This is a genomic window from Pseudomonas brassicacearum, assembly GCF_003732265.1.
In the GTDB taxonomy this organism is placed as follows: domain Bacteria; phylum Pseudomonadota; class Gammaproteobacteria; order Pseudomonadales; family Pseudomonadaceae; genus Aquipseudomonas; species Aquipseudomonas brassicacearum_D.
Window position 1 is genome coordinate 25,879 of record NZ_MOBK01000003.1, and the last position, 22,030, is coordinate 47,908.

Annotated in this window: 19 protein-coding genes; 9 read left to right on the forward strand and 10 right to left on the reverse strand. The window is 60.1% G+C overall.

The genetic code is table 11. From position 1 onward, the window contains the following. Positions 1–23: 23 nt before the first annotated feature. The 4 genes from BK660_RS09180 to BK660_RS09195 form a co-directional block, all read right to left on the reverse strand. On the reverse strand, positions 24–995 hold the full coding sequence (locus tag BK660_RS09180; protein WP_123433048.1) for a FecR domain-containing protein: 972 nt from the start codon (positions 993–995) through the stop codon (positions 24–26). Next, complete coding sequence (locus BK660_RS09185) at positions 992–1,510, reverse strand: RNA polymerase sigma factor (RefSeq protein ID WP_123433049.1); 519 nt, start codon at positions 1,508–1,510, stop codon at positions 992–994. Before BK660_RS09185 ends, BK660_RS09180 begins: the two co-directional genes overlap by 4 nt. Positions 1,511–1,734: 224 nt before the next feature. Beyond that, on the reverse strand, positions 1,735–2,442 hold the full coding sequence (locus BK660_RS09190; protein WP_123433050.1) for a 3'-5' exonuclease: 708 nt from the start codon (positions 2,440–2,442) through the stop codon (positions 1,735–1,737). Next, positions 2,439–4,373, reverse strand: a complete 1,935-nt coding sequence (locus BK660_RS09195; protein ID WP_123433051.1) for a putative nucleotidyltransferase substrate binding domain-containing protein — start codon at positions 4,371–4,373, stop codon at positions 2,439–2,441. Before BK660_RS09195 ends, BK660_RS09190 begins: the two co-directional genes overlap by 4 nt. Before the next feature lie 258 nt (positions 4,374–4,631). Between BK660_RS09195 and BK660_RS09200 the strand changes: the two genes are divergently transcribed. Continuing rightward, positions 4,632–5,093, forward strand: coding sequence for a response regulator (locus tag BK660_RS09200; protein ID WP_123433052.1), 462 nt, complete (start codon positions 4,632–4,634; stop codon positions 5,091–5,093). A 103-nt stretch (positions 5,094–5,196) separates the two neighbouring features. Here BK660_RS09200 and BK660_RS09205 read toward each other — a convergent pair whose 3' ends face one another. Then, on the reverse strand, positions 5,197–7,374 hold the full coding sequence (locus tag BK660_RS09205) for a malate synthase G (protein WP_123433053.1): 2,178 nt from the start codon (positions 7,372–7,374) through the stop codon (positions 5,197–5,199). 595 nt (positions 7,375–7,969) lie between these two features. On the opposite strand from BK660_RS09205, the gene BK660_RS09210 reads away from it, so the two are divergent. Next, on the forward strand, positions 7,970–8,488 hold the full coding sequence (locus BK660_RS09210; RefSeq protein WP_027926687.1) for a glycine cleavage system transcriptional repressor: 519 nt from the start codon (positions 7,970–7,972) through the stop codon (positions 8,486–8,488). Between the two features lie 215 nt (positions 8,489–8,703). Here BK660_RS09210 and rarD read toward each other — a convergent pair whose 3' ends face one another. From rarD to BK660_RS09240, 5 genes are all read right to left on the reverse strand, one after another. Next, the gene (rarD, locus tag BK660_RS09215; RefSeq protein WP_123433054.1) at positions 8,704–9,591 is read right to left on the reverse strand and encodes an EamA family transporter RarD; all 888 of its coding nucleotides are present in this window, start codon (positions 9,589–9,591) and stop codon (positions 8,704–8,706) included. A 176-nt stretch (positions 9,592–9,767) separates the two neighbouring features. Beyond that, positions 9,768–10,742: a serine/threonine protein kinase gene (locus tag BK660_RS09225; protein WP_123433055.1), complete on the reverse strand. Its 975-nt coding sequence runs from the start codon at positions 10,740–10,742 to the stop codon at positions 9,768–9,770. A gap of 207 nt (positions 10,743–10,949) precedes the next feature. Then, positions 10,950–12,851, reverse strand: coding sequence for a PhoX family protein (locus tag BK660_RS09230; RefSeq protein ID WP_123433056.1), 1,902 nt, complete (start codon positions 12,849–12,851; stop codon positions 10,950–10,952). Between the two features lie 57 nt (positions 12,852–12,908). After that, positions 12,909–13,673: a TOBE domain-containing protein gene (locus BK660_RS09235; protein ID WP_123433057.1), complete on the reverse strand. Its 765-nt coding sequence runs from the start codon at positions 13,671–13,673 to the stop codon at positions 12,909–12,911. A 183-nt stretch (positions 13,674–13,856) separates the two neighbouring features. Further along, entirely contained in the window at positions 13,857–14,597 is a 741-nt protein-coding gene (locus tag BK660_RS09240; protein ID WP_123433058.1) for a ComF family protein, read from the reverse strand. Positions 14,598–14,690: 93 nt separating this feature from the next. On the opposite strand from BK660_RS09240, the gene bioB reads away from it, so the two are divergent. The 7 genes from bioB (at position 14,691) to BK660_RS09275 (ending at position 21,787) form a co-directional block, all read left to right on the forward strand. Continuing rightward, positions 14,691–15,746, forward strand: a complete 1,056-nt coding sequence (gene bioB, locus BK660_RS09245) for a biotin synthase BioB (protein ID WP_010467114.1) — start codon at positions 14,691–14,693, stop codon at positions 15,744–15,746. A 167-nt stretch (positions 15,747–15,913) separates the two neighbouring features. Next, positions 15,914–17,092 carry an 8-amino-7-oxononanoate synthase gene (gene bioF / locus BK660_RS09250; protein WP_123433059.1) on the forward strand — a complete coding sequence of 393 codons (1,179 nt, stop codon included), beginning with the start codon at positions 15,914–15,916 and terminating at the stop codon, positions 17,090–17,092. Beyond that, positions 17,085–17,816, forward strand: a complete 732-nt coding sequence (locus BK660_RS09255; protein WP_123433060.1) for an alpha/beta fold hydrolase — start codon at positions 17,085–17,087, stop codon at positions 17,814–17,816. The genes bioF and BK660_RS09255 overlap by 8 nt, the downstream gene beginning before the upstream one ends. After that, positions 17,809–18,621 (forward strand): malonyl-ACP O-methyltransferase BioC, encoded by an 813-nt coding sequence (gene bioC / locus BK660_RS09260; protein ID WP_123433061.1) that lies wholly within the window; start codon positions 17,809–17,811, stop codon positions 18,619–18,621. Before BK660_RS09255 ends, bioC begins: the two co-directional genes overlap by 8 nt. Further along, positions 18,618–19,298: a dethiobiotin synthase gene (gene bioD / locus BK660_RS09265; protein WP_123433062.1), complete on the forward strand. Its 681-nt coding sequence runs from the start codon at positions 18,618–18,620 to the stop codon at positions 19,296–19,298. The genes bioC and bioD overlap by 4 nt, the downstream gene beginning before the upstream one ends. A 107-nt stretch (positions 19,299–19,405) precedes the next feature. Next, positions 19,406–19,702, forward strand: a complete 297-nt coding sequence (locus tag BK660_RS09270) for a pyrroloquinoline quinone biosynthesis protein PqqE (RefSeq protein ID WP_123433063.1) — start codon at positions 19,406–19,408, stop codon at positions 19,700–19,702. A 279-nt stretch (positions 19,703–19,981) separates the two neighbouring features. Next, on the forward strand, positions 19,982–21,787 hold the full coding sequence (locus BK660_RS09275; RefSeq protein WP_123433064.1) for a phenylacyl-CoA dehydrogenase: 1,806 nt from the start codon (positions 19,982–19,984) through the stop codon (positions 21,785–21,787). Positions 21,788–22,030: the final 243 nt, after the last annotated feature.

The window sequence follows — 22,030 nt, forward strand, 5'->3', positions numbered from 1 at the left end:
CGCCACAGGGTTTTGTATTGGACTCAAGGTTTGGCATCAGCCTTCGCCACTGTCACCCACCACGGCGCGTGCTGTTCGATCTGCACCGGCAGGGTCGGCAGCAGGGCACTCAAGGCTTTGTCGGTGTCATGCAGCGGGAAGCTGCCGGTGATCCGCAGGTTGGCAATCTCGGGTGCAACACCCAAGTGCCCGCGCCGATACCGGCCGAGTTCATGCACCAGGTCTTCCAGGCGGGCGTTATCGACCACCAGCATGCCGCGCGTCCACGCATCGGCGCCGGCATTCACGGCAACAATCGGCCCCAGGCCGTTGCTGCGCATCAGCACTTGCTGGCCTTCTTGCAGAATCTGTTCTTCAGGACTCGCCTGCGGATGCGCGGCGACGGCGGACTTCAACACGCTCAGGCGCGTGCCTTCTTCCTCGCGCTTGACCAGGAACAACGTGCCGAGTGCGCGCATGCTGCCTTCGCGGGTTTCGACGATAAACGGGCGGGCATCGCCGTGACCGGTCTCGACGAGGATTTCGCCTTCCTGAACGATGATCCGCCGCTGCTTCTCATCAAAACGGATGTCCACGGCGCTGTGGGTGTTGAGGTTGAGCCGCGTGCCGTCCGCCAGGCGCAGGGTGCGCTGCTCACCGGTGGCAGTGCGCTGGTCGGCCAGCCAGTAGTCGACCGGCAGATAACGCTCACCGGCAAACAACGCCAGCCCGATCACCGCGATAACACTGGCCGCGCCGCTGCCCAGTTTGCGCACACGACGGCGAATACTTTCACGCGATTGCAGCAACGCGGTACGAGCCGGGCCGTTGGCGACGCTGAAACGCTGGTCGAGCATGCCCAACTGGCGCCAGGCGCGGGCATGTTCCTCGTGGGCTGCGTGCCACTGGCTGAACGCTTCGCGCTCCACCGGGCTGCCAGAGTCGAGGGACAATTGCCAGGCAATCGCCGCATCCAGCACCTTGGCCGACACCGGTTTGGAACTGACCGGGCTCATACCGGTTCACCGTACAAGGCGATGTAGCACTGACGAATCCCCTGGGCCAGGTATTGCCGGACACGCGGCACCGAGACGCCCAGTCGTTCGGCGATTTCGGCATGGGTGAGGCCGTCGAGGCGGTTATAGAGAAACGCGGCGCGAGCCTTGCTCGACAGCTGACCCAGCAAACGGTCGATGGCTTTGAGGTCTTCGAGGATCAACTGCTGCTCCTCGACCGACGGTTGTTCGCCTTCGGGGATCAGCATCAGTTCGGTGAGGTAGGCCTGTTCCAGCGCGGCGCGGCGGAAGTAGTCGAACAGCAGGCCCTTGGCAATCGCCACCAGAAACGCCCGCGGCTCGCGAGGTTCTTTCAGCTCATCGCGGCCCAGCAACCGCACAAAGGTGTCCTGGCTCAGGTCTTCGGCACGTTGCGGGCACGCCACGTTGCGTCGCAGCCAGGCCAATAGCCAACCGCGGTGGTCGCGATATAACGCACCAACGAGCTCACTGTGGGGGCTTTGGATTGACGACACGCAGCATCACCGATTGGGAAGTGTTAACTAACGAGAATTGTTCGCGATTGTGGCAGAGGCGGGGAAGGTAAGCAATTGGCGCTGGTCGGGTGGAGTGTGGCGGTATGCAATCAGTTGGACCGCGTTATCGTTCATCGCGGGCAAGCCACGCTCCCACAGGGGTACTTGGTCACCTTGTGGGAGCGTGGCTTGCCCGCGATGGGGCCAGAACAGTCACTGCATAGTTAGAAGGACGGCGCATGCTGCCGCCTTTTCCACTGACTCAACCGCTGCTGCAAATTCAACGGACTATGAATCTGCTGCTGCCGCGCCCGGCTAAACAGGATCAGCGCCAACTCAGCCGTCGCCAACGCATCGGCACTGGCGTTATGTCGCTCGAACACCTCCAGTTTGAACCAGTCGATCCACTCATCCAGCCCGGCCTCGCGAATATGCGCCTGAGGGCACAGCAGCGGGGCGATGTCTGCCACGTCCAGAAACGGATTCGTCAACTTGTAGCCCAAGTGGTCTTTCAATGCGCGGCCCAGCATGTGCTGATCGAACGGTGCATGAAACGCCAACACCGGGCTGTCGCCGAGGAACTCCATGAAGTCGAGCAAGGCTTGCGCCGGGTCGCTGCCGGCCGCAATGGCGCTGGGGCCGAGGCCATGAATCAGCACGCTGGGTGCGAGCTTCAGGTCGGCGCATTGCAACGTGCGTTCGAACTGCTGGCTGAAGTCGATGGCGCCGTCCTCGATCACCACGGCACCAATGGACAACACCCGATCCTTGTTCAGGTTGAGCCCGGTGGTTTCCAGGTCGAGCACCACCCAGCGCTGTTCACGCAGGCTGCATTCACCCAGCTCGGCCACCGCCGGCAAGCGCTTGAGTCGTTGCTGCAACTCTTCCGTCAGCAGCGGGGTGGCCGGACGCAGCCATGAAAACAGGCTCATAGCTGATACCGCAGGGTCAGGCTGCTTTGCAGGCGTTGCGCCTGGCGCAGGGATTCACGCAGGATCCGTCGGTCCAGATGATTGAGGCTGTCCGGATCGACCCGGTTGGAGTAGGGCAAGTTCTCCCGCGTTTGCAGTTGATGCTGCTGCATGCGGGTTTGCTGAATGAAGTGGTACGCCTCTTCATAGGCGGCACCGTCCAGCGGCTGAATGATTTCCTTGGCCACGAGTTGGCGAAAACGCTCCAAGGTATTGTTGGTCTCGATCCCGTGGGCCAATGCCAGCAATCGTGCGCCATCGACGAACGGCGTCAGTCCCTGCACCTTGAGGTCCAGCGTGGCTTTTTCACCGTTCTTGCGCGCCAGCACGAACTCACGGAAACGCCCCACGGGCGGACGATTGCGCAAGGCGTTCTCGGCCAACATGCGCTGGAACAGCCGGTTATCCCCAACCTGATCGAGGATCCCGCGACGCAGTTGCTCGCACCCTTGCTCGTCACCCCAGACCACACGCAGGTCGAAATAAATGCTCGAACCCAGCAGGTTCTCCGGCGTTGCTTCGCGGATAAACGCCGCAAACCGTCGCGCCCATTCGGCCCGCGACAAGCACAACTCCGGGTTGCCGGCCATGATGTTGCCCTTGCACAACGTGAAGCCGCAGAGCGCCAGGCTCTGGTTGATCTGCTGGGCAATCGGCAACAACTTGCCGCGAATCTCGGCAGCATGCGCGGTGTCTCGGGCCTCGAACAGAATGCCGTTGTCCTGGTCGGTGTGGAGCGTTTGCTCACGACGGCCTTCGCTGCCGAAGCACAACCAACTGAATGGCACACCTGGGTCGCCTTTATCGGCGAGGGTCAGTTCGATCACCCGGCACACGGTGTGGTCGTTGAGCAGCGTAATAATGTGGGTGATCTGTGTCGACGAGGCGCCGTGAGCCAGCATGCGCTCGACCAGTTGGCCGATCTCGCCACGCATCAGCACCAGGTTTTCGATGCGCTGGGCGCTGCGAATCGTCCGCGCCAGGTGCACCAGATCCACCCGTTGCAGGGAAAACAGGTCGCGTTCCGAGACTACGCCGCACAGGCGCTGATCTTTCACCAGGCAGACGTGAGCGATGTGCCGCTCGGTCATGGCGATGGCCGCGTCGAAAGCGCTGTGGTCCGGCGACAGGAAAAACGGCGCCTGGGTCATGTGCCGGTCGATGGCTTCGTTGAAATCGTTGGTGCCAGCCGCCACTACATGGCGCAGGTCGCGCAGGGTGAAGATCCCCAGCGGGGCTTTGTGTTCATCGACCACGACGATGCTGCCGACCTGTTGCTCGTGCATCAGCGTCACCGCTTCACGCAGCGGCGTCGCCGGGCTGCAGGTCACCGGGTGGCGCATGGCCAATTCGCCCAGGCGCGTGTTCAGCGAGTACTGCGTACCGAGGGTTTCCACGGCTTTTTGCTGCACTTGCTGGTTGACCTGATCCAGCAGGCTGCTGACGCCGCGCAGGGCAAAGTCGCGAAAGGTGCTGGAAAGCGCGAACAGCTTGATGAACGCCAGTTTGTTCAGCTGAAGGCAAAAGGTGTCTTCGGCGGCGAGGTGTTCGGTGCGGGTCGCACGTTCACCCAGCAGCGCGGCGAGGGGGAAGCACTCGCCGGTGGTGATTTCGAACGTGGTTTCGGTGCCACCCTTGGCCGTGTGCGGGCGCTCGCCAACGACACGCCCCTGTTTGACGATGTAGAAATGCTCAACCGGGCCATCGGCGGGCTTGATGATGCTGTCGCCGGGGGCATAAAAACGCAGCTGACATTGTTCAACCAGGTACGCCAGGTGAGCGTGTTCCATCTGATTGAAGGGCGGGAAACGCTGAAGGAATTGCAACGTGCCCTGGATGTTCTGCAACACCGCGGTTTTCCCTGCCTGTGTGAAGGCGTCCGCTTTACTCATAACTATTACCGCAGTCTTTTTTGAATCGTTGTTGTCGGATGACTCTGCCATCGTCCGCCCCTGCGTGCAGAGTGCCCATTGGACGTAAGTCTAGGTAGGCCTTGCAGGTGTCGGAAGTTAGGAAATGTCTGACGCAAACGTGGGAAAAACCTCCTACATTGGCTATAGAAAAACTTTCCGACGAAGTGCACATTGATGGTCTGCTAGCGGTGTCTGACGATTGAGCTAGGGGATTGAATTGAAACTGTAGAGAACGCCATGCCCGACCAAGATATTTTGAGTGATGCCGAGCGCGAGGCGCTGAGTGCCGTCATGCTCGAACCCGATTTGCCGCCGCAGCGAGTGCTGATCGTCGACGACGATAAAGATGCACGCGAGTTGTTGTCGCAGATTCTTGGACTGGACGGTATTCGCTGCATCACCGCTGCCAGTGGTGAAACCGCACTCAAGTTGCTGGTTGCGGAAGAGGAAGTGAAAAAGCCTTCAATCGGTCTGGTGATCACCGACTTGCGCATGGCCAATGTCGATGGTCTTGACCTTATCCGTCAGGTGCGTGAGTCGGTTCGAGCGGCCTTGCCCATCATCATTGTTTCCGGCGACGCTGACGTGAAAGACGCCATCGCGGCGATGCATTTGAGTGTGGTGGATTTCCTGCTCAAGCCTATCGACACCGAGTTGTTGTTGGGGCTGGTCAAGCGTGAACTGGGAATCGAGCCTTAATTAATCCTCTCTGAATCACACACTCCCACAGGGAATCGCATTCCAAATAAAAAGGCCCTGATCTTTCGATCAGGGCCTTTTTTTGTCCGGCGTCAGCGACTAGTTACAGGCCATTGGCAGCCTTGAACTCGCGACGACGACGGTGCAGAACCGGCTCGGTGTAGCCGTTCGGCTGTTTGGTGCCTTCGACCACCAGTTCGACCGCCGCCTGGAAGGCGATGTTGCTGTCGAAATTCGGGGCCAGCGGACGGTACAGCGCGTCATTGGCGTTCTGACGGTCAACCACTGGCGCCATGCGCTTGAGGCTTTCCATCACTTGCGCTTCGGTAACGATGCCGTGGCGCAGCCAGTTGGCGATGTGCTGGCTGGAAATACGCAGCGTTGCACGGTCTTCCATCAGGCCGACGTCGTTGATGTCTGGCACTTTCGAGCAACCCACGCCCTGGTCGATCCAGCGCACCACATAACCGAGAATGCCCTGGCTGTTGTTGTCCAGTTCGTTCTTGATCTGTTCTACGGTCCATTGCGGGTTCACCGCCAACGGAATGGTCAGGATGTCGTCCACCGAAGCACGCGCACGTTTGGCCAGTTCGGCCTGACGGGCGAACACGTCGACCTTGTGGTAGTGCAACGCGTGCAGCGCTGCTGCGGTCGGCGATGGAACCCAGGCCGTGTTCGCGCCGGCCAGCGGGTGGGCGATTTTCTGTTCGAGCATCGCCGCCATCAGGTCGGGCATCGCCCACATGCCTTTACCGATCTGCGCGCGACCTTGCAGGCCAGTGCTCAAACCGATATCGACGTTCCAGTTCTCGTAGGCACCGATCCACTTCTCGGCCTTCATGTCGGCCTTGCGCACCATCGGGCCGGCCTCCATGGAGGTGTGGATTTCATCGCCCGTACGGTCGAGGAAACCGGTGTTGATGAACACTACGCGTTCGCTGGCCGCTTTGATGCAGGCTTTGAGGTTGACCGTGGTGCGACGCTCCTCGTCCATGATCCCGACTTTCAGCGTGTTGCGCGGCAGACCGAGTACGTCTTCGATGCGACCGAACAGCTCGTTGGTGAACGCGGCTTCTTCCGGGCCGTGCATTTTCGGCTTCACGATGTAGACCGAACCGGTGCGGCTGTTCTTGCGCGAGCTGTTGCCATTGAGGCTGTGGATCGCTGCAAGGCTGGTCACCAGACCGTCGAGAATGCCTTCCGGCACTTCGTTGCCGTCTTTGTCGACGATGGCGTCGATGGTCATCAGGTGACCGACGTTACGCACGAACAGCAGCGAACGGCCGTGCAGGCTCAGTTCCTTGCCATCGACACCGGTGTAGGTGCGGTCGGCGTTCATGGTGCGGGTAAACGTCTGACCGCCCTTGGAGACTTCTTCCGACAGGTCGCCCTTCATCAGGCCAAGCCAGTTGCGGTAGATCACCACTTTGTCATCGGCATCGACGGCGGCGACGGAGTCTTCGCAGTCCATGATGGTGGTCAGTGCGGCTTCCATCAGGATGTCTTTGACGCCGGCAGCGTCGGTCTGGCCGACCGGGGTGTTGGCATCGATCTGGATTTCAAAGTGCAGGCCGTTGTGCTTCAGCAGGATCGCGGTCGGCGCACTGGCGTCGCCGTGGAAGCCGATCAGCTGTGCGTCGTTGCGCAGGCCGGTGTTGCTGCCGCCTTTAAGAGCGACCACCAGTTTGCCGTCAACGATTTTGTAGCCGGTGGAATCGACGTGGGAGCCGGCAGCCAATGGCGCGGCTTCGTCGAGGAAGGCGCGGGCGAAGGCAATCACCTTGTCGCCGCGAACCTTGTTGTAGCCTTTGCCTTTTTCCGCGCCGTCAGCTTCGCTGATGGCGTCGGTGCCGTAGAGCGCGTCGTACAGCGAACCCCAACGGGCGTTCGAGGCGTTGAGCGCGAAACGGGCATTCATGACCGGGACCACGAGCTGTGGGCCGGCCATGCGGGCGATTTCGTCATCGACGTTTTGCGTCGTTGCCTGGAAATCGGCCGCTTCTGGCAGCAGATAACCGATGTCTTGCAAGAAGGCTTTATAGGCCACGGCGTCGTGCGCCTGACCGGCACGGGATTGGTGCCAGCCATCGATACGAGCCTGGAAATCATCGCGTTTGGCGAGTAGGGCTTTGTTCTTCGGGGCCAGGTCATGAATGACCTTGTCGGCACCGGCCCAGAACTTATCGGCGGTGAGGCCGGTACCGGGAATGGCTTCGTTGTTCACGAAGTCGAACAGGACTTTGGCGACCTGCAGGCCACCGACTTGAACGTGTTCAGTCATTGCTTGCCTCACTCTGCTCAGCTATTTCGCTTTTCAGCTCTTCAATTTTGACAATGAAGCCTCAGGCCATTTAAACCACAAACCCGTCCGCCAGTACATGCCCTTTCGGGCGGCTGGGTTCGGTCCGATCAACGGCTTGGAGGCCTTGCTGACAGGGCTTTTCAGGGTTGCGAGTGTGCCGGTGGCAGACATCGATCCAACGTTATGTAGTGCGCGCTGCGGCATACTACATGATGAATTGCGCTTGTGAAAATTAGACTAATTACGTCGTTCTGCGACCCCATGACGCATTGCAGTCATGTCGGGGAACGGGATGTTCTCAAAAAACTATTGGATTGTTCCAGTTAAATATAAAAAGTTGTACACATAATCTTTGGCGCACTGCTATGGGGCTTTGCATTTGTTGGCTGAACGCTGACCTTTTGTGGCGAGGGGGCTTGACCCCGTTCGGCTGCGCAGCAGTCGCCAGAACAGTGAGCAGGGATTTTTTGACTAAAGGAAGGGGGCCGCTTCGCAGCCCAACGGGGGCAAGCCCCCTCGCCACAATGTTCCCCTTGCCTATACTTCTGTTTCTATAACAAAAGAGGGCTGCGCCATGGACCACCTCGTACTCACAGTGTTTGCTCCGGACAAGGCTGGGCAGGTCGAGCGCATCGCCCAGTGCATTGCCGAGCACGGCGGCAATTGGCTGGAAAGCCGAATGTCGCGCATGGCCGGGCAATTCGCCGGGATTCTTCGGGTGGGGGTGCCGGCCGAGGCCTACGATGAATTGGTCGATGCCCTACAGGCGTTGTCCGCCCAAGGCATTCGCGTACTGATTGCCGAAAGCGGCATCGAACAATCCTGCACCTGGAAGCCTATCGCGATGGAGTTGGTCGGCAACGATCGTCCGGGGATCGTGCGCGACATTACCCGTCTGCTCAGCGAGCAAGGGGTGAACCTGGAAAGGTTGGTGACCGAAGTGCGGCCGGCGCCTATGAGCAGCGAGCCGCTGTTCCATGCCGAGGCGATTCTCGCCGTGCCACTGACCTTGTCGCTGGACGTCTTGCAGTCGCGCCTGGAAACCCTGGCGGACGATTTGATGGTCGAACTGGTGCTGCGCAGCGAGCCTTGACAGGCTTATCCAAGATAAACGTGCACCTGCCTGTGGATAACCTGTAGAGACAGCCCGCCAGCCCACGCCGGCCGGGCTTCTTCAGGATCTGATCAAAAAACCATCAGTTTCAACGAGTTGCGCACAAACGGCGGGGATCACGCTGTGGATAACCTTGGGAAGGATCGATGCAGGCCACGGAGGACGTGGCCTGTAGAGGTTTGTGTGTTTTTTGATCAGCTACGGCGACGCAGACTTATCCACGCATCGACGCTGTAAACCGCCAGGCCTGCCCAAATAAAGATGAACGCGACCAGTGTGCTGGACGACAGGTGTTCGTCAAACAGCAGAACGGCTTGCAACAGCACCAGCGTCGGCGCCAGGTACTGGAGGAATCCCAAGGTCGTGTAGGGAATATGCCGTGCGGCGGCGTTAAAACAGATCAGCGGTATCAGCGTAACCGGGCCGGCGGCCACCAGCCACCAGGCTTGGGAGGTGGTCCAGAACTCCGGTTGCGCACTGGCTGCCGTCGGGTTGAACAGCAGCCACGCGACCGCAATCGGCACCAGCATCCAGGTTTCCACCACCAGCCCCGGCAGCGCTTTGACCGGTGCCTGTTTGCGGATCAATCCATAGAAACCAAACGTCAGCGCCAGCACCAGCGACACCCACGGCAGGCTGCCGACCTGCCACACCTGTTGCGCCACGCCGACCGCCGCCAGACCCACCGCCAGCCATTGCATGCGCCGTAGCCGTTCGCCGAGGATTAACATCCCCAGCAACACATTCACCAGCGGGTTGATGTAGTAACCGAGGCTGGCCTCAAGCATCCGCCCGTTGTTCACCGACCACACATAAGTCAGCCAGTTGGCCGCGATCAGCGTGCCGCTGAGGGCCAGGATCGCCAGGCGTTTCGGGTTGTCGCGCAACTCGCGCCACCAGCCAGGATGTTTCCACACCATCAGCAACAAGGCGCCGAACAGCGCGGACCACAGCACGCGGTGGATGATGATCTCCACCGCAGGCACGCTGGCGATGGCTTTGAAATAGAGCGGGAACAGTCCCCAGATGATGTAGGCGCTCAGGCCCAGAATGTACCCGCGACGCGGGTTGGCAGCTTGCATGCAGAATCCTTGCTTAGGCAGCTAACAAAGAAGGGATTGTAAGGAGATTTTTCGGAATGGTCTCGGACCAATGTGGGAGCGGGCTTGCTCGCGAATTCGGTTTCATGTTCAACAAAGATGTTGACTGGAAGACCGCATTCGCGAGCAAGCCCGCTCCCACATTAAGTCTGCGTGAGTCAGAAGAGTTTGAGGGGTTCTTCGTTCAAGGCTGCGAGCTGCTCACGCAACGCCAACACCTGGTCACCCCAATACCGTTCGCTGCCGAACCACGGAAAGCTGTGCGGGAACGCCGGGTCATCCCAGCGACGGGCGAGCCAGGCGCTGTAGTGCATCAGGCGCAAGGCGCGCAGCGGTTCGATCAACGCCAGTTCGCGCGGATCAAAGTCGTGAAATTCGTTGTAGCCGTCCATCAATTCCGACAATTGGCCGAGGCATTCCTGGCGGTCACCGGCGAGCATCATCCAGATGTCCTGCACCGCCGGGCCCATGCGGCAGTCATCGAGGTCGACGATGTGGAACATTTCGTCGCGGCACATCATGTTGCCGGGGTGGCAGTCGCCATGCATGCGGATGTTCTGGTGCGGCGTGGCCTTGTAGACCTCTTCCACCCGCTTGAGCAGATCGCGGGCCACGGACTCGTAGGCGGGCAGCAAACTCTTGGGGACAAAGTTGCCTTCGAGCAGGGTGGTCAGCGAGTCGTGACCGAAGTTCTTCACGCCCAGCGCTTCACGGTGCTCGAACGGTTTGGTGGAACCCACGGCGTGCAGACGACCGAGCAACTGACCCAGGCGATAGAGTTGATCGAGATTGCCCGGCTCTGGCGCACGGCCACCACGGCGTGGGAACAGGGTGAAACGAAAGCCGTTGTGTTCGTGCAGGCTGGCGCCGTTGTGGATCATCGGCGCGACCACGGGCACGTCGCATTCGGCGAGCTCGAAGGTGAACTGGTGTTCTTCGAGAATCGCTTCGTTGGTCCAGCGCTGCGGGCGATAGAACTTGGCGATCAGCGGCTCGGAGTCTTCGATGCCGACTTGATAGACGCGGTTCTCGTAGCTGTTGAGCGCCAAAATGCGCGCGTCGCTGAGAAAGCCGATGCTTTCGACGGCATCGAGCACGAGGTCTGGGGTGAGGGTTGCAAACGGGTGGGCCATGCTGACTCCTGCGCGCAGCAGGCTGCCGCGTCCGGCCAAGCATGGTAGCGCAGACGGGGTGTCTTTAGGGGTTGGGCTTGAGGTAAGTGTTGTTCGCACCGACGCCTTCGCGGGCAAGCCCGCTCCCACATGGATTCTGGTTGTGCACACTATTTGTCGCACACAGGAGGTCACTGTGGGAGCGGGCTTGCCCGCGAAGAGGCCCTGTCAGGCGCCGACGATCCCGCCATCCTTGCGGGAAATCGCCATCACCGAAGACCGCGGCTTGCCATTCGGCAGATGCTCAGGGAATGTCGAACCCCCGTTCTCCCCCGGATGTTGAATCCCGACAAACAACGTCTTCTGATCCGGCGAGAAACTGATCCCGGTCACTTCGCAGCCAATCGGCCCGACCATGAACCGGCGGATCTCCCCGGTCACCGGGTCGGCACACAGCATCTGGTTGTTGCCCATGCCCGCAAAATCACCGGCATTGCTCGAATCGCCATCGGTTAGAATCCACAACCGCCCGGCCTTGTCGAAACCCAAGCCATCCGGGCTGTTGAACATGTTCTGCGGCGTGATGTTCGACGAACCGCCCTTTGGCGAGTCGGCGTGGACACCCGGGTTGCCGGCGACCACAAACAGGTCCCAGGCAAAGCTTTTCGAGGCGTGATCGTCACGGTCGGTGCGCCAGCGCAGGATCTGCCCGTAGACGTTCTTCTCGCGCGGGTTTGGCCCGCCCACCGGTTGGCCTTCTTCGCCGCGCTTGGCGTTGTTGGTCAGGGTGCAATAGACCTGGCCATCCTTGGGACTGACCACGATCCATTCCGGGCGGTCCATGCGTGTGGCTTTCACCACACTGGCTGCGAGGCGTGCGTGGATCAGCACTTCGGCCTGGTCGGCAAAACCGCTGCTGGCGTCGATGCCGTTTTTACCGTGGGTCAGCTCGACCCACTCACCTTTGCCTTTCGGGTGATCGGCATTGCCGTCGCCGGCGTCGAAACGCGCCACGTACAAGGTGCCGTGGTCGAGCAGGTCGCGGTTGGCCTTGGGGTTTTTGTGGTTGATCTTGTCGCGGCTGACGAACTTGTAGATGAACTCGCCGCGCTCGTCGTCGCCCATGTACACCACGGCGTGACCGTCATGGGTTTCGGCCAGTGCGGCGTTTTCATGCTTGAAGCGGCCCAGGGCCGTGCGCTTGACCGGGGTTGATTGCGGATCGAACGGGTCGATCTCCACCACCCAGCCGTGACGGTTGAGTTCGTTCGGGTTCTTCGCCAGGTCGAAACGCTCGTCGTGCTGGTGCCAGTTGATCTCTTTGCTGGTCGCCACCGCGCCGTAGCGTTTTTGCGCAGCGTCGAATTTCTGTTCTGCGTTGCTGCTGCCGAAGCAGTCGGTGAAGTTCTCTTCGCACGTCAGGTACGTGCCCCACGGCGTCTTGCCGTTGGCGCAGTTCTGGAAGGTGCCGAGGACGTTCTTGCCGAGCGGGTCGGTGCTGGTTTTCAGCAGTTCATGACCGGCGGCCGGACCGCTCAGGCTGATCGGCGCGTTGCCGTGAATACGCCGGTTGTAGCGCGAGCCCTGGACGAATTGCCATTGACCGTTCTTGCGCTGTACTTCGATCACCGACACGCCTTCGCAGGCCAGCGCCTTGCGCACTTCTTCGGCCGATTGCGGCATGCCGCCATGGGCGTAGAGGTAGCGATAGTTGGTGTATTCGTTGTTGATCGCCATCAGCGCCCGGTCTTTTTCACCGGGAAACTCGAACAGGCTCATGCCGTCGTTGTTGTCACCGAACTGGACTTCCTGATGCTCGGCCGTGCCGTTGCCGCTAGGGTCGAACGCTGGGCCGTTCTTTTGCAGCGGCTGGCCCCAGCTGATCAGCACCGAGGACTTGTAGCCGGCCGGCAAGGTAATGGCGTCGCTGGTGGCGGCGGGGATGCTGTCGAAACCCAACAGTTTGCTGGTGCCGGCGCTGACGCTCGCGGCCATGACACTGCGGCTCAGCAGGTTGCCCCCCAGGAACATGGCGGCACCGCAAAGGGCGCCGGCGCTGATGAAACCGCGACGGCTGAGGCCGACCATTTTTTCGAGGTCGGTGGACTGGTTTTCTTCTAATAGGCTCACATCAGGCTCCCTGCGGTTTTTGCAGACACCTTAGTGAGCGGACATGACGCTTTTGTTTCAGAGCGGAGTGCCCAACAGGACGTTGGAAGGCGAAAACTGCACCAGTACCGGTTTGTCGGTGGTCAGGCCGTGGGTCCGCAAGTGCATTGGCTCGGCCAAGGCGCACAGCGTCTGGCCATTGGGCAGGCTGATGCGCACTTCGCTGGGCCCGTCTTCGGCGTCGAGAATTTCTTCGATAATGCCGGTGAGGCAATTGTTGCCGAGTGTTGCGTGTTGCTCGATATCCAGCACGTCCAGCCAACCGGCCTTGATCAGGGCGACCACCTCGGTGCCGGTTTCCAGCTCCAGGCGCAGGGTGCTGTCGTGGGTGATCTGCGCATCAATGTTCAAGCCTTCGGCCAGTTCGAGGCGGATCCGGTCGTTGCGCCCCTGACCTTCAATCTCGACCACCTTGCCGTGCAGTTGATTGCGCGCGCTGGTCCTGAGCATCAGGCGGCCGAGCAGGTCGAGATCGCTGGCATCTTCAGCCGCCTCCAGCACCTGGGCCTGGAGGACTTGCAGCTTTTGATAAAGGCGCAACACGCGCAGGCCTTCGCTGGAGAGTTTGGCGCCGCCGCCGCCCTTGCCGCCGACGCTGCGTTCCACCAGCGGCTTCTGCGCCAGGTTGTTCAGCTCGTCGATGGCGTCCCACGCCGCCTTGTAACTCAGGCCCGCGCTTTTCGCTGCGCGGGTGATCGAGCCTTGTTCGGCGATGTGTTGCAGCAACGCGATGCGCTGCGGGCGACGGACAATGTGCTGGGACAACAACGTAGGCAAGGACATGGCAAGACGCTTTGGCTGTGACGATGGTGAGGACGTTGGCGGCTGGGAGCCCGGGAGTCAAGTCAGGCGCTATCCCTGTGGGAGCGAGCCTGCTCGCGATGACGTCGGTACAGTCGCCATTAATGTTGAATGTTATGGCCTCATCGCGAGCAGGCTCGCTCCCACAGGTTTTGTGTCCTTGGGTCAAACCGCATCGCCGGGTTTGGGTGTGCGGGCCAGACAATAGACGTCGACACGTGCGGCGCCGGCGTCCATTAACAGGCGAGCCAAGGCTTGCGCCGTGGCGCCGGTGGTCAACACATCGTCCACCAACGCCAAGTGACGACCCTTGATGCACGCATCGGGCGTCAGGGCAAACGCGTTGTGCAGGTTTTTTTTGCGGGCCTCGGCATTCAAATCCTGCTGCGCGCTGGTGTCTTGAATCCTCAGCAGCAGCGTTTCGTCGCAAGAAATGTTCAGGGTCTGACTGAGCCAGCGGGCGAGCATCGCGGCTTGATTGAAACCCCGTTGGCGCAGTCGTTTAGCGGCCAGCGGCACCGGAACCAGCGCGTCTGGCCGATTCAGATCTTCATCGAAGCGATGTTGCAGGTATTGGCCGAGAAGATCGGCGAGCAGGCGGCCAAACGGCCACTTTGCCGAGTGCTTGAAGCGCGTGATCAGCGTGTCCAGCGGAAAGCTGTACGACCATGGCGCGGCGACTCGCTCGAAGGCGGGCGGTCGTTTCAGGCACTGGCCGCAGGTCAAGCCTGAGCCGGGCAAGGGCACGGCGCAGGTCTGGCAGTGATCGCCAAGCCAGGGCAACTCCGTTTCACAGGCCATGCAGATCGCAGTGTGTTCCTCGGCCGGTTCAGCACAGAGCAAACAGTGTTGTATGTTTTTTAACCAGATGTAAACCGGTCCGTCGTAACATGGTTGACAGCGCATGAGTCTTCCTTAAATATGCCGAACATCCGTGTCGCGTCTGTGGGTATTCCATCCCATCAGTCACTTGCCAAGCATAAAACAAAGGAAACGCCCATGAGCGCCAGCACCTCTGCAACCCTGCGTCATGACTGGTCTTTGGCCGAAGTCAAAGCACTCTTCGTTCAGCCATTCAACGACCTGTTGTTCCAGGCACAGACGGTGCACCGCGCACATTTCGACGCCAACCGCGTCCAGGTTTCCACGCTGCTTTCGATCAAGACCGGCGCCTGCCCGGAAGATTGCAAATACTGCCCACAGTCCGGTCACTACAACACCGGCCTGGAAAAAGAAAAACTGATGGAAGTGCAGAAGGTCCTCGAAGAGGCCGCTCGCGCCAAGGCCATCGGTTCGACCCGTTTCTGCATGGGCGCGGCGTGGAAACACCCGTCGGCCAAAGACATGCCATACGTGCTGGAAATGGTCAAAGGCGTGAAAGCCATGGGCCTGGAAACCTGCATGACCCTCGGTCGCCTGGATCAGGACCAGACTGTTGCGCTGGCCGACGCCGGCCTCGACTACTACAACCACAACCTCGATACGTCGCCTGAGTTCTACGGCAGCATCATCACCACTCGCACCTACAGCGAGCGCCTGCAAACCCTGGCCTACGTGCGTGAATCGGGGATGAAGATCTGCTCCGGCGGCATTCTGGGCATGGGCGAGTCCCTCGATGACCGCGCCAACCTGCTGATCCAGCTGGCCAACCTGCCGGAGCACCCGGAGTCGGTGCCGATCAACATGCTGGTCAAAGTCGCCGGCACACCGCTGGAAAATGCCGAAGACATCGATCCGTTCGATTTCATCCGCATGCTCGCCGTTGCCCGCATCCTGATGCCGCAATCCCACGTGCGCCTGTCCGCCGGCCGTGAAGCCATGAACGAGCAGATGCAGGCCCTGGCGTTCTTCGCCGGCGCGAACTCGATTTTCTACGGCGAAAAACTGCTGACCACCGCCAACCCGCAGGCCGACAAGGACATGCAACTGTTCTCGCGCCTGGGGATCCTGCCGGAAGCGCGCGAAGAGCACGCGGACGAGGTGCATCAGGCGGCTATTGAGCAGGCGCTGGTAGAGCAGAAGAGCAGCGAGCAGTTCTATAACGCTGCTGTTTAACGCTCCCTGATTTATCTGAAGGAATGCAAACCCCTGTAGGAGTGAGCCTGCTCGCGATAGCGATGTAACAGCCAGCATCAATGTTGAATGTTATGAACCCATCGCGAGCAGGCTCGCTCCCACAAGGTACTGCGATAGCTTCTGAATTCTGACCGCCCGAGGCCTGCATGTCTTTCGATCTCGCCGCACGCCTTGCTGCCCGTCGTGCCGAAAACCTTTACCGCCAGCGTCCGCTGCTAGACAGCCCTCAAGGGCCGGAAGTGGTGGTCGATGGCCAGCCGTTGCTCGCGTTCTGCAACAACGATTACCTGGGCCTGGCCAATCACCCGCAAGTGATCGAAGCCTGGTGCGCCGGTGCGGCTCGCTGGGGCGTGGGTGGCGGGGCGTCGCACTTGGTCATCGGTCACAGCACGCCGCATCATGAACTGGAAGAAGCCCTGGCTGATCTGACCGGACGCCAGCGTGCGTTGCTGTTCACCACCGGTTACATGGCCAATCTCGGCGCGGTCACCGCGCTGGTCGGGCAGGGCGATACGGTGCTTGAAGACCGGCTCAATCATGCTTCGTTGCTGGATGCCGGTTTGCTGTCCGGCGCACGCTTCAACCGCTACCTGCACAACGACGCGGTCAGCCTGGCGAAACGCCTGGAGAAAGCCACCGGTAATACGCTGGTGGTGACCGACGGCGTGTTTAGCATGGACGGCGACATTGCCGACCTGCCGGCGCTGGCCCGAGAAACCAAGGCCAAAGGCGCGTGGTTGATGGTCGATGACGCTCACGGGTTTGGTCCGCTGGGTGCCAATGGCGGCGGGATCGTCGAGCATTTCGGTCTGAGCCAGGAAGACGTGCCGGTGTTGGTTGGTACGCTGGGCAAGGCGTTCGGTACCGCCGGGGCTTTTGTCGCGGGCAGCGAGGAGCTGATCGAAAGCCTGATCCAGTTCGCCCGTCCCTACATCTACACCACCAGCCAGCCACCGGCGCTGGCCTGCGCGACGCTGAAAAGCCTCGAACTGCTGCGCACCGAACATTGGCGACGTGAGCATCTGAAGACGTTGATCCGCCAGTTCCGCCAAGGTGCCGAGCAAATCGGCCTGGAGCTGATGGACAGCTTCACGCCGATTCAGCCGATCATGATTGGCGATGCCGGGCGTGCGGTTCGACTGTCGCAGATGTTGCGTGAGCGCGGCTTGATGGTGACCGCGATCCGTCCGCCGACCGTACCGGCCGGCAGCGCCCGCTTGCGAGTGACCCTGACCGCCGCGCATAGCGAGGCCCAGGTGCAACTATTGTTAAATGGACTGGCCGACTGTTTTGCCCAACTGAAACCGGAGCCAAGCCATGCGTGATCGACTGATTCTGTTGCCCGGCTGGGGCCTCGGGATTTCGCCGCTGGAACCGTTGGCGGCGGCCTTGCAGGGGCTGGATGAGCACCTGCGTGTCGAGATCGAGCCGCTGCCGGAACTGGAGTCGAGCGATCTTGATGAATGGCTCGATGAGCTCGATTCGACAGTGCCGCAGGATGCCTGGCTCGGCGGCTGGTCCTTGGGCGGCATGCTGGCAGCCGAATTGGCGGCACGTCGCGGTGATCGTTGCTGCGGCTTGCTGACCCTGGCGAGCAATCCTTCGTTTGTCGCCCATGAGCAATGGCCGAGCGCGATGCCCGGCGAGACGTTCGATGCGTTCCTGGCGGGCTGTAAGGCTGATCCGCGCATGACGTTGAAACGCTTTTCGTTGCTGTGCGCACAAGGCGCCGAAGACTCGCGCGGCCTGTCGCGATTGTTGCTGGGTGGCGCGCCAAACGCTTCCGCATCGGTATTGATGAGTGGTCTGGAAGTCCTCGCACAACTGGATACTCGCCAGGCTTTGCAGGCGTTTCGCGGTCCGCAACTGCATTTGTTCGCCGGCCTCGACGGCCTGGTCCCGGCCGAAGCGGCGGGGGACTTGCTGGCACTGCTGCCGGATGTCGAAATCGGTCTGATTGAACAGGCCGGCCACGCGTTTCTTCTGGAAGACCCCCACGGTGTGGCGGGGGCGATTCAGGCCTTTTTGCATGAGTCCGGTGATGACTGATTTATCCCTTCACAACCTGTCCGGCGGTTTGCCCGACAAGCGCCAGGTGGCAGCGTCCTTTTCTCGCGCAGCAGCGAGCTACGACAGCGTGGCTGAATTGCAGCGTGATGTTGGCAGCCAGCTGTTGAGTCGCTTGCCCGCGGATTTTGTCCCGGGTATCTGGCTCGACCTGGGCTGCGGCACCGGGTATTTCAGTCGGGCGCTGGGTGAGCGTTTTCCGGCCGGTCATGGCGTAGCACTCGACATCGCCGAAGGCATGCTCAATCACGCCCGGCCATTGGGCGGCGCCACCCATTTCATCGCAGGTGATGCGGAGCGCTTGCCGCTGCAAGACTCGACCTGCGATCTGATCTTCTCCAGCCTGGCCGTGCAGTGGTGCGCGGACTTCGGCTCGGTGCTGAGCGAAGCGCAGCGAGTGCTGAAACCGGGCGGGATTTTCGCGTTTGCTAGTCTTTGTGTAGGGACGTTGTTTGAGCTGCGTGACAGTTGGCGTCAGGTCGATGGCATGGTGCACGTGAATCGCTTCCGCGAGTTGGGTGTTTATCAGCAACTGTGTGCGGCCAGCGGCTTGAAAACCGTCAGCCTGCAAACCCGTCCTCATGTGTTGCATTACCCGGATGTGCGCAGCCTGACCCATGAACTCAAGGCGTTGGGTGCGCACAACTTGAACCCTGGGCGGCCGGGTGGCTTGACTGGCCGGGCGCGGATCCTCGGTTTGATCGATGCGTATGAGCAGTTTCGTCAGGCCGAAGGTTTGCCGGCGACTTATCAAGTGGTCTATGCCGTATTGGAGAAACCTTTATGAGCAAAGCCTATTTCATCACCGGTACCGACACTGATGTCGGCAAAACCACCGTGGCCGCCGGCTTGTTGCATGCCGCGCGGTCGGCGGGCTTGAGCACGGCGGCCGGCAAGCCGGTTGCCTCGGGCTGCGACGTGACGCCCAAGGGGTTGCGTAATTCCGATGCGCTGGCGCTGTTGGTCGAGTGCTCGCTGCCGTTGACGTATGCACAGGTCAATCCGGTGGCGTTCGAGCCAGCCATCGCTCCGCACTTGGCCGCGCGCGAAGCGGGCGTGGCGCTGACGGTGCAATCGTTGCTGGTGCCTATGCGCGAGATTCTCGACATGCAGGCCGATTTCACCCTGATTGAAGGAGCGGGCGGCTGGCGTGTGCCGCTGGCGGATCAGGACAATCTGTCTGACCTGGCGATGGCGCTGGATTTACCAGTCATTCTGGTGGTCGGCGTTCGTTTGGGTTGCATCAATCATGCGTTGTTGACGGCCGAGGCGATTGCCCAGGATGGATTGCAGTTGGCGGGTTGGGTGGCGAATATCATTGATCCCAAAACCTCGCGGCTGGAGGAGAACCTTGCGACGCTCGCCGAGCGTATCCCCGCGCCGTGCCTTGGGCGGGTGCCGAAACTCAAGTCGGTCACCGCTGAATCCGTGGCGGAGCATTTGCAGCTGGATTTACTGGACTAGGTTTTAGCTATCACAAGGCACTGTGCCATTAGTGTTTTTGTCGGGCGTTTTGCCACCATGTCTGATTCAATGCCCGCTACTGATCCCCTTGCCGAACGAGTTCTCCCATGCAAATTTCAGGTAACACTGCTTTTTATGCGGGTCTGAGCACCATTCAGACAGGGCAGAACCGTGTCGATCAAGCGGCCGGACAGATCGCCAGCAATACCATCGAACGGTCGGTGACCAGCCAGTCTTCCGAAGTTCAGGTTGATCGACTGCGTTCGGTTGATCGCAGTCAGCGATCGGACCTGACCAGCAATGTCATCGAGATGGTCCAAGGCAAATTTCAGGTGGAAGCGGGCGCTAAAGTCGCCAAGGCTTCAGACGAAATGCTCGGTACGTTGATCGATACATTTGCTTGATCCCTTCGCTGAATCCGCTTCTTGAACGCCGCGACTTTTCGCGGCGTTTTGCTGCGTAAGTCCTTCTCCCTCAACTAATCTTTTCTACACGGCACCTGTGCTTGAGCATCGGTGGTGCGCTGCTGCGTGTCCGGCAGATCGATGGGTCGATGACAAACGGCCAAAGATCGACGCTTGACAAGATTTAGGCGTAAACGTATGTTTCAAACAACTGTTTGACCGCCACAACAAATCCACGCGGTCGTTCATTCCCGGTTACATCAGCAGAGGTTTATCGCTATGCCTGACTACAAGGCCCCCTTGCGTGATATTCGCTTCGTTCGTGACGAACTGCTCGGCTACGAAGCGCACTATCAGAGCCTTCCGGCTTGTGCGGACGCAACTCCGGACATGGTTGACGCCATTCTCGAGGAAGGCGCCAAGTTTTGTGAGCAGGTACTGGCTCCGCTGAACCGCGTGGGTGACACCGAAGGCTGCACCTGGAGCGAGTCCGGCGTTAAAACCCCGACGGGTTTCAAAGAAGCCTACAAACAATTCGTCGAAGGCGGCTGGCCTAGCCTGGCGCACGACGTAGAGCACGGTGGCCAAGGCCTGCCGGAGTCTCTGGGTCTGGCTGTCAGCGAAATGGTTGGCGAGGCCAACTGGTCGTGGGGCATGTACCCAGGCCTGTCCCACGGCGCGATGAACACCATTTCCGAACACGGCACGCCTGAGCAACAAGACGCGTACCTGACCAAACTGGTTTCCGGTGAGTGGACCGGCACCATGTGCCTGACCGAACCGCACTGCGGCACCGACCTGGGCATGCTGCGCACCAAGGCTGAACCTCAGGCCGACGGTTCCTACAAAGTCTCCGGCACCAAGATCTTCATCTCGGCCGGTGAACACGACATGGCCGATAACATCGTCCACATCGTACTGGCCCGCCTCCCGGACGCACCGGCTGGCACCAAAGGCATTTCGCTGTTCATCGTGCCGAAGTTCATGCCGAACGCGGACGGTTCGATCGGCGCACGCAACGCGGTGAGCTGTGGTTCCCTGGAACACAAGATGGGTATCCACGGTAACGCCACTTGCGTGATGAACTTCGACGCGGCCACCGGTTTTCTGATCGGCCCGGCGAACAAAGGCCTGAACTGCATGTTCACCTTTATGAACACCGCACGCCTGGGTACTGCGCTGCAAGGTTTGGCTCACGCCGAGATCGGCTTCCAGGGCGGCCTGAAATATGCGCGTGATCGCCTGCAAATGCGTTCGCTGACTGGCCCGAAAGCGCCGGAAAAAGCCGCTGACCCGATCATCGTTCACCCAGACGTACGTCGCATGCTGTTGACCATGAAGGCATTCGCCGAAGGCAACCGTGCAATGGTTTACTTCACTGCCAAGCAAGTCGACATCGTCAAGTACGGCGTGGATGAAGAAGAGAAGAAGAAAGCCGACGCACTGCTGGCCTTCATGACGCCAATCGCCAAAGCCTTCATGACCGAAGTCGGTTTCGAATCCGCCAACCACGGCGTACAAATCTACGGTGGCCACGGCTTCATCGCCGAGTGGGGCATGGAGCAGAACGTTCGCGACAGCCGCATTTCCATGCTGTACGAAGGCACCACCGGTATCCAGGCACTCGACCTGCTGGGTCGTAAAGTGTTGATGACGCAAGGCGAGGCCCTGAAAGGCTTCACCAAGATCGTCCACAAGTTCTGCCAGACCAACGAAGGCAACGAAGCGGTTCAAGAATTCGTCGCACCGCTGGCTGCACTGAACAAGGAATGGGGCGAGCTGACCATGAAGGTCGGTATGGCTGCCATGAAGGATCGCGAAGAAGTCGGTGCGGCCTCCGTGGACTACCTGATGTACTCCGGGTACGCCTGCCTGGCCTACTTCTGGGCTGACATGGCGCGCCTGGCTGCCGAGAAACTGGCTGCCGGCACTTCCGAAGAGGCGTTCTACACCGCCAAGCTGCAGACTGCGCGCTTCTACTTCCAGCGCATCCTGCCGCGTACCCGCACTCACGTTGCAACCATGCTGTCGGGCGCCAACAACCTGATGGACATGAAAGAAGAGAACTTCGACCTGGGCTACTAAGCCTTAACGAAGTGCTTCAAAAAACCGCTGCTCCTTCGGGAGTGGCGGTTTTTTTTGCTTTATACAAACAGTAATTATTCGCTGATTGTTAAACTAACGACTCTGTTTAGAGTTAACTAATTAAGCGAGATTGTTTTCATTGTTAAGCAAGTAAAATAAATTGTTTTGCAATTACAGGGCCAAAATCAAAGACCTTGCGTTATGGCTGAAAGTCGCGCTACGTATGGGGGCTAGGCCCCGGTA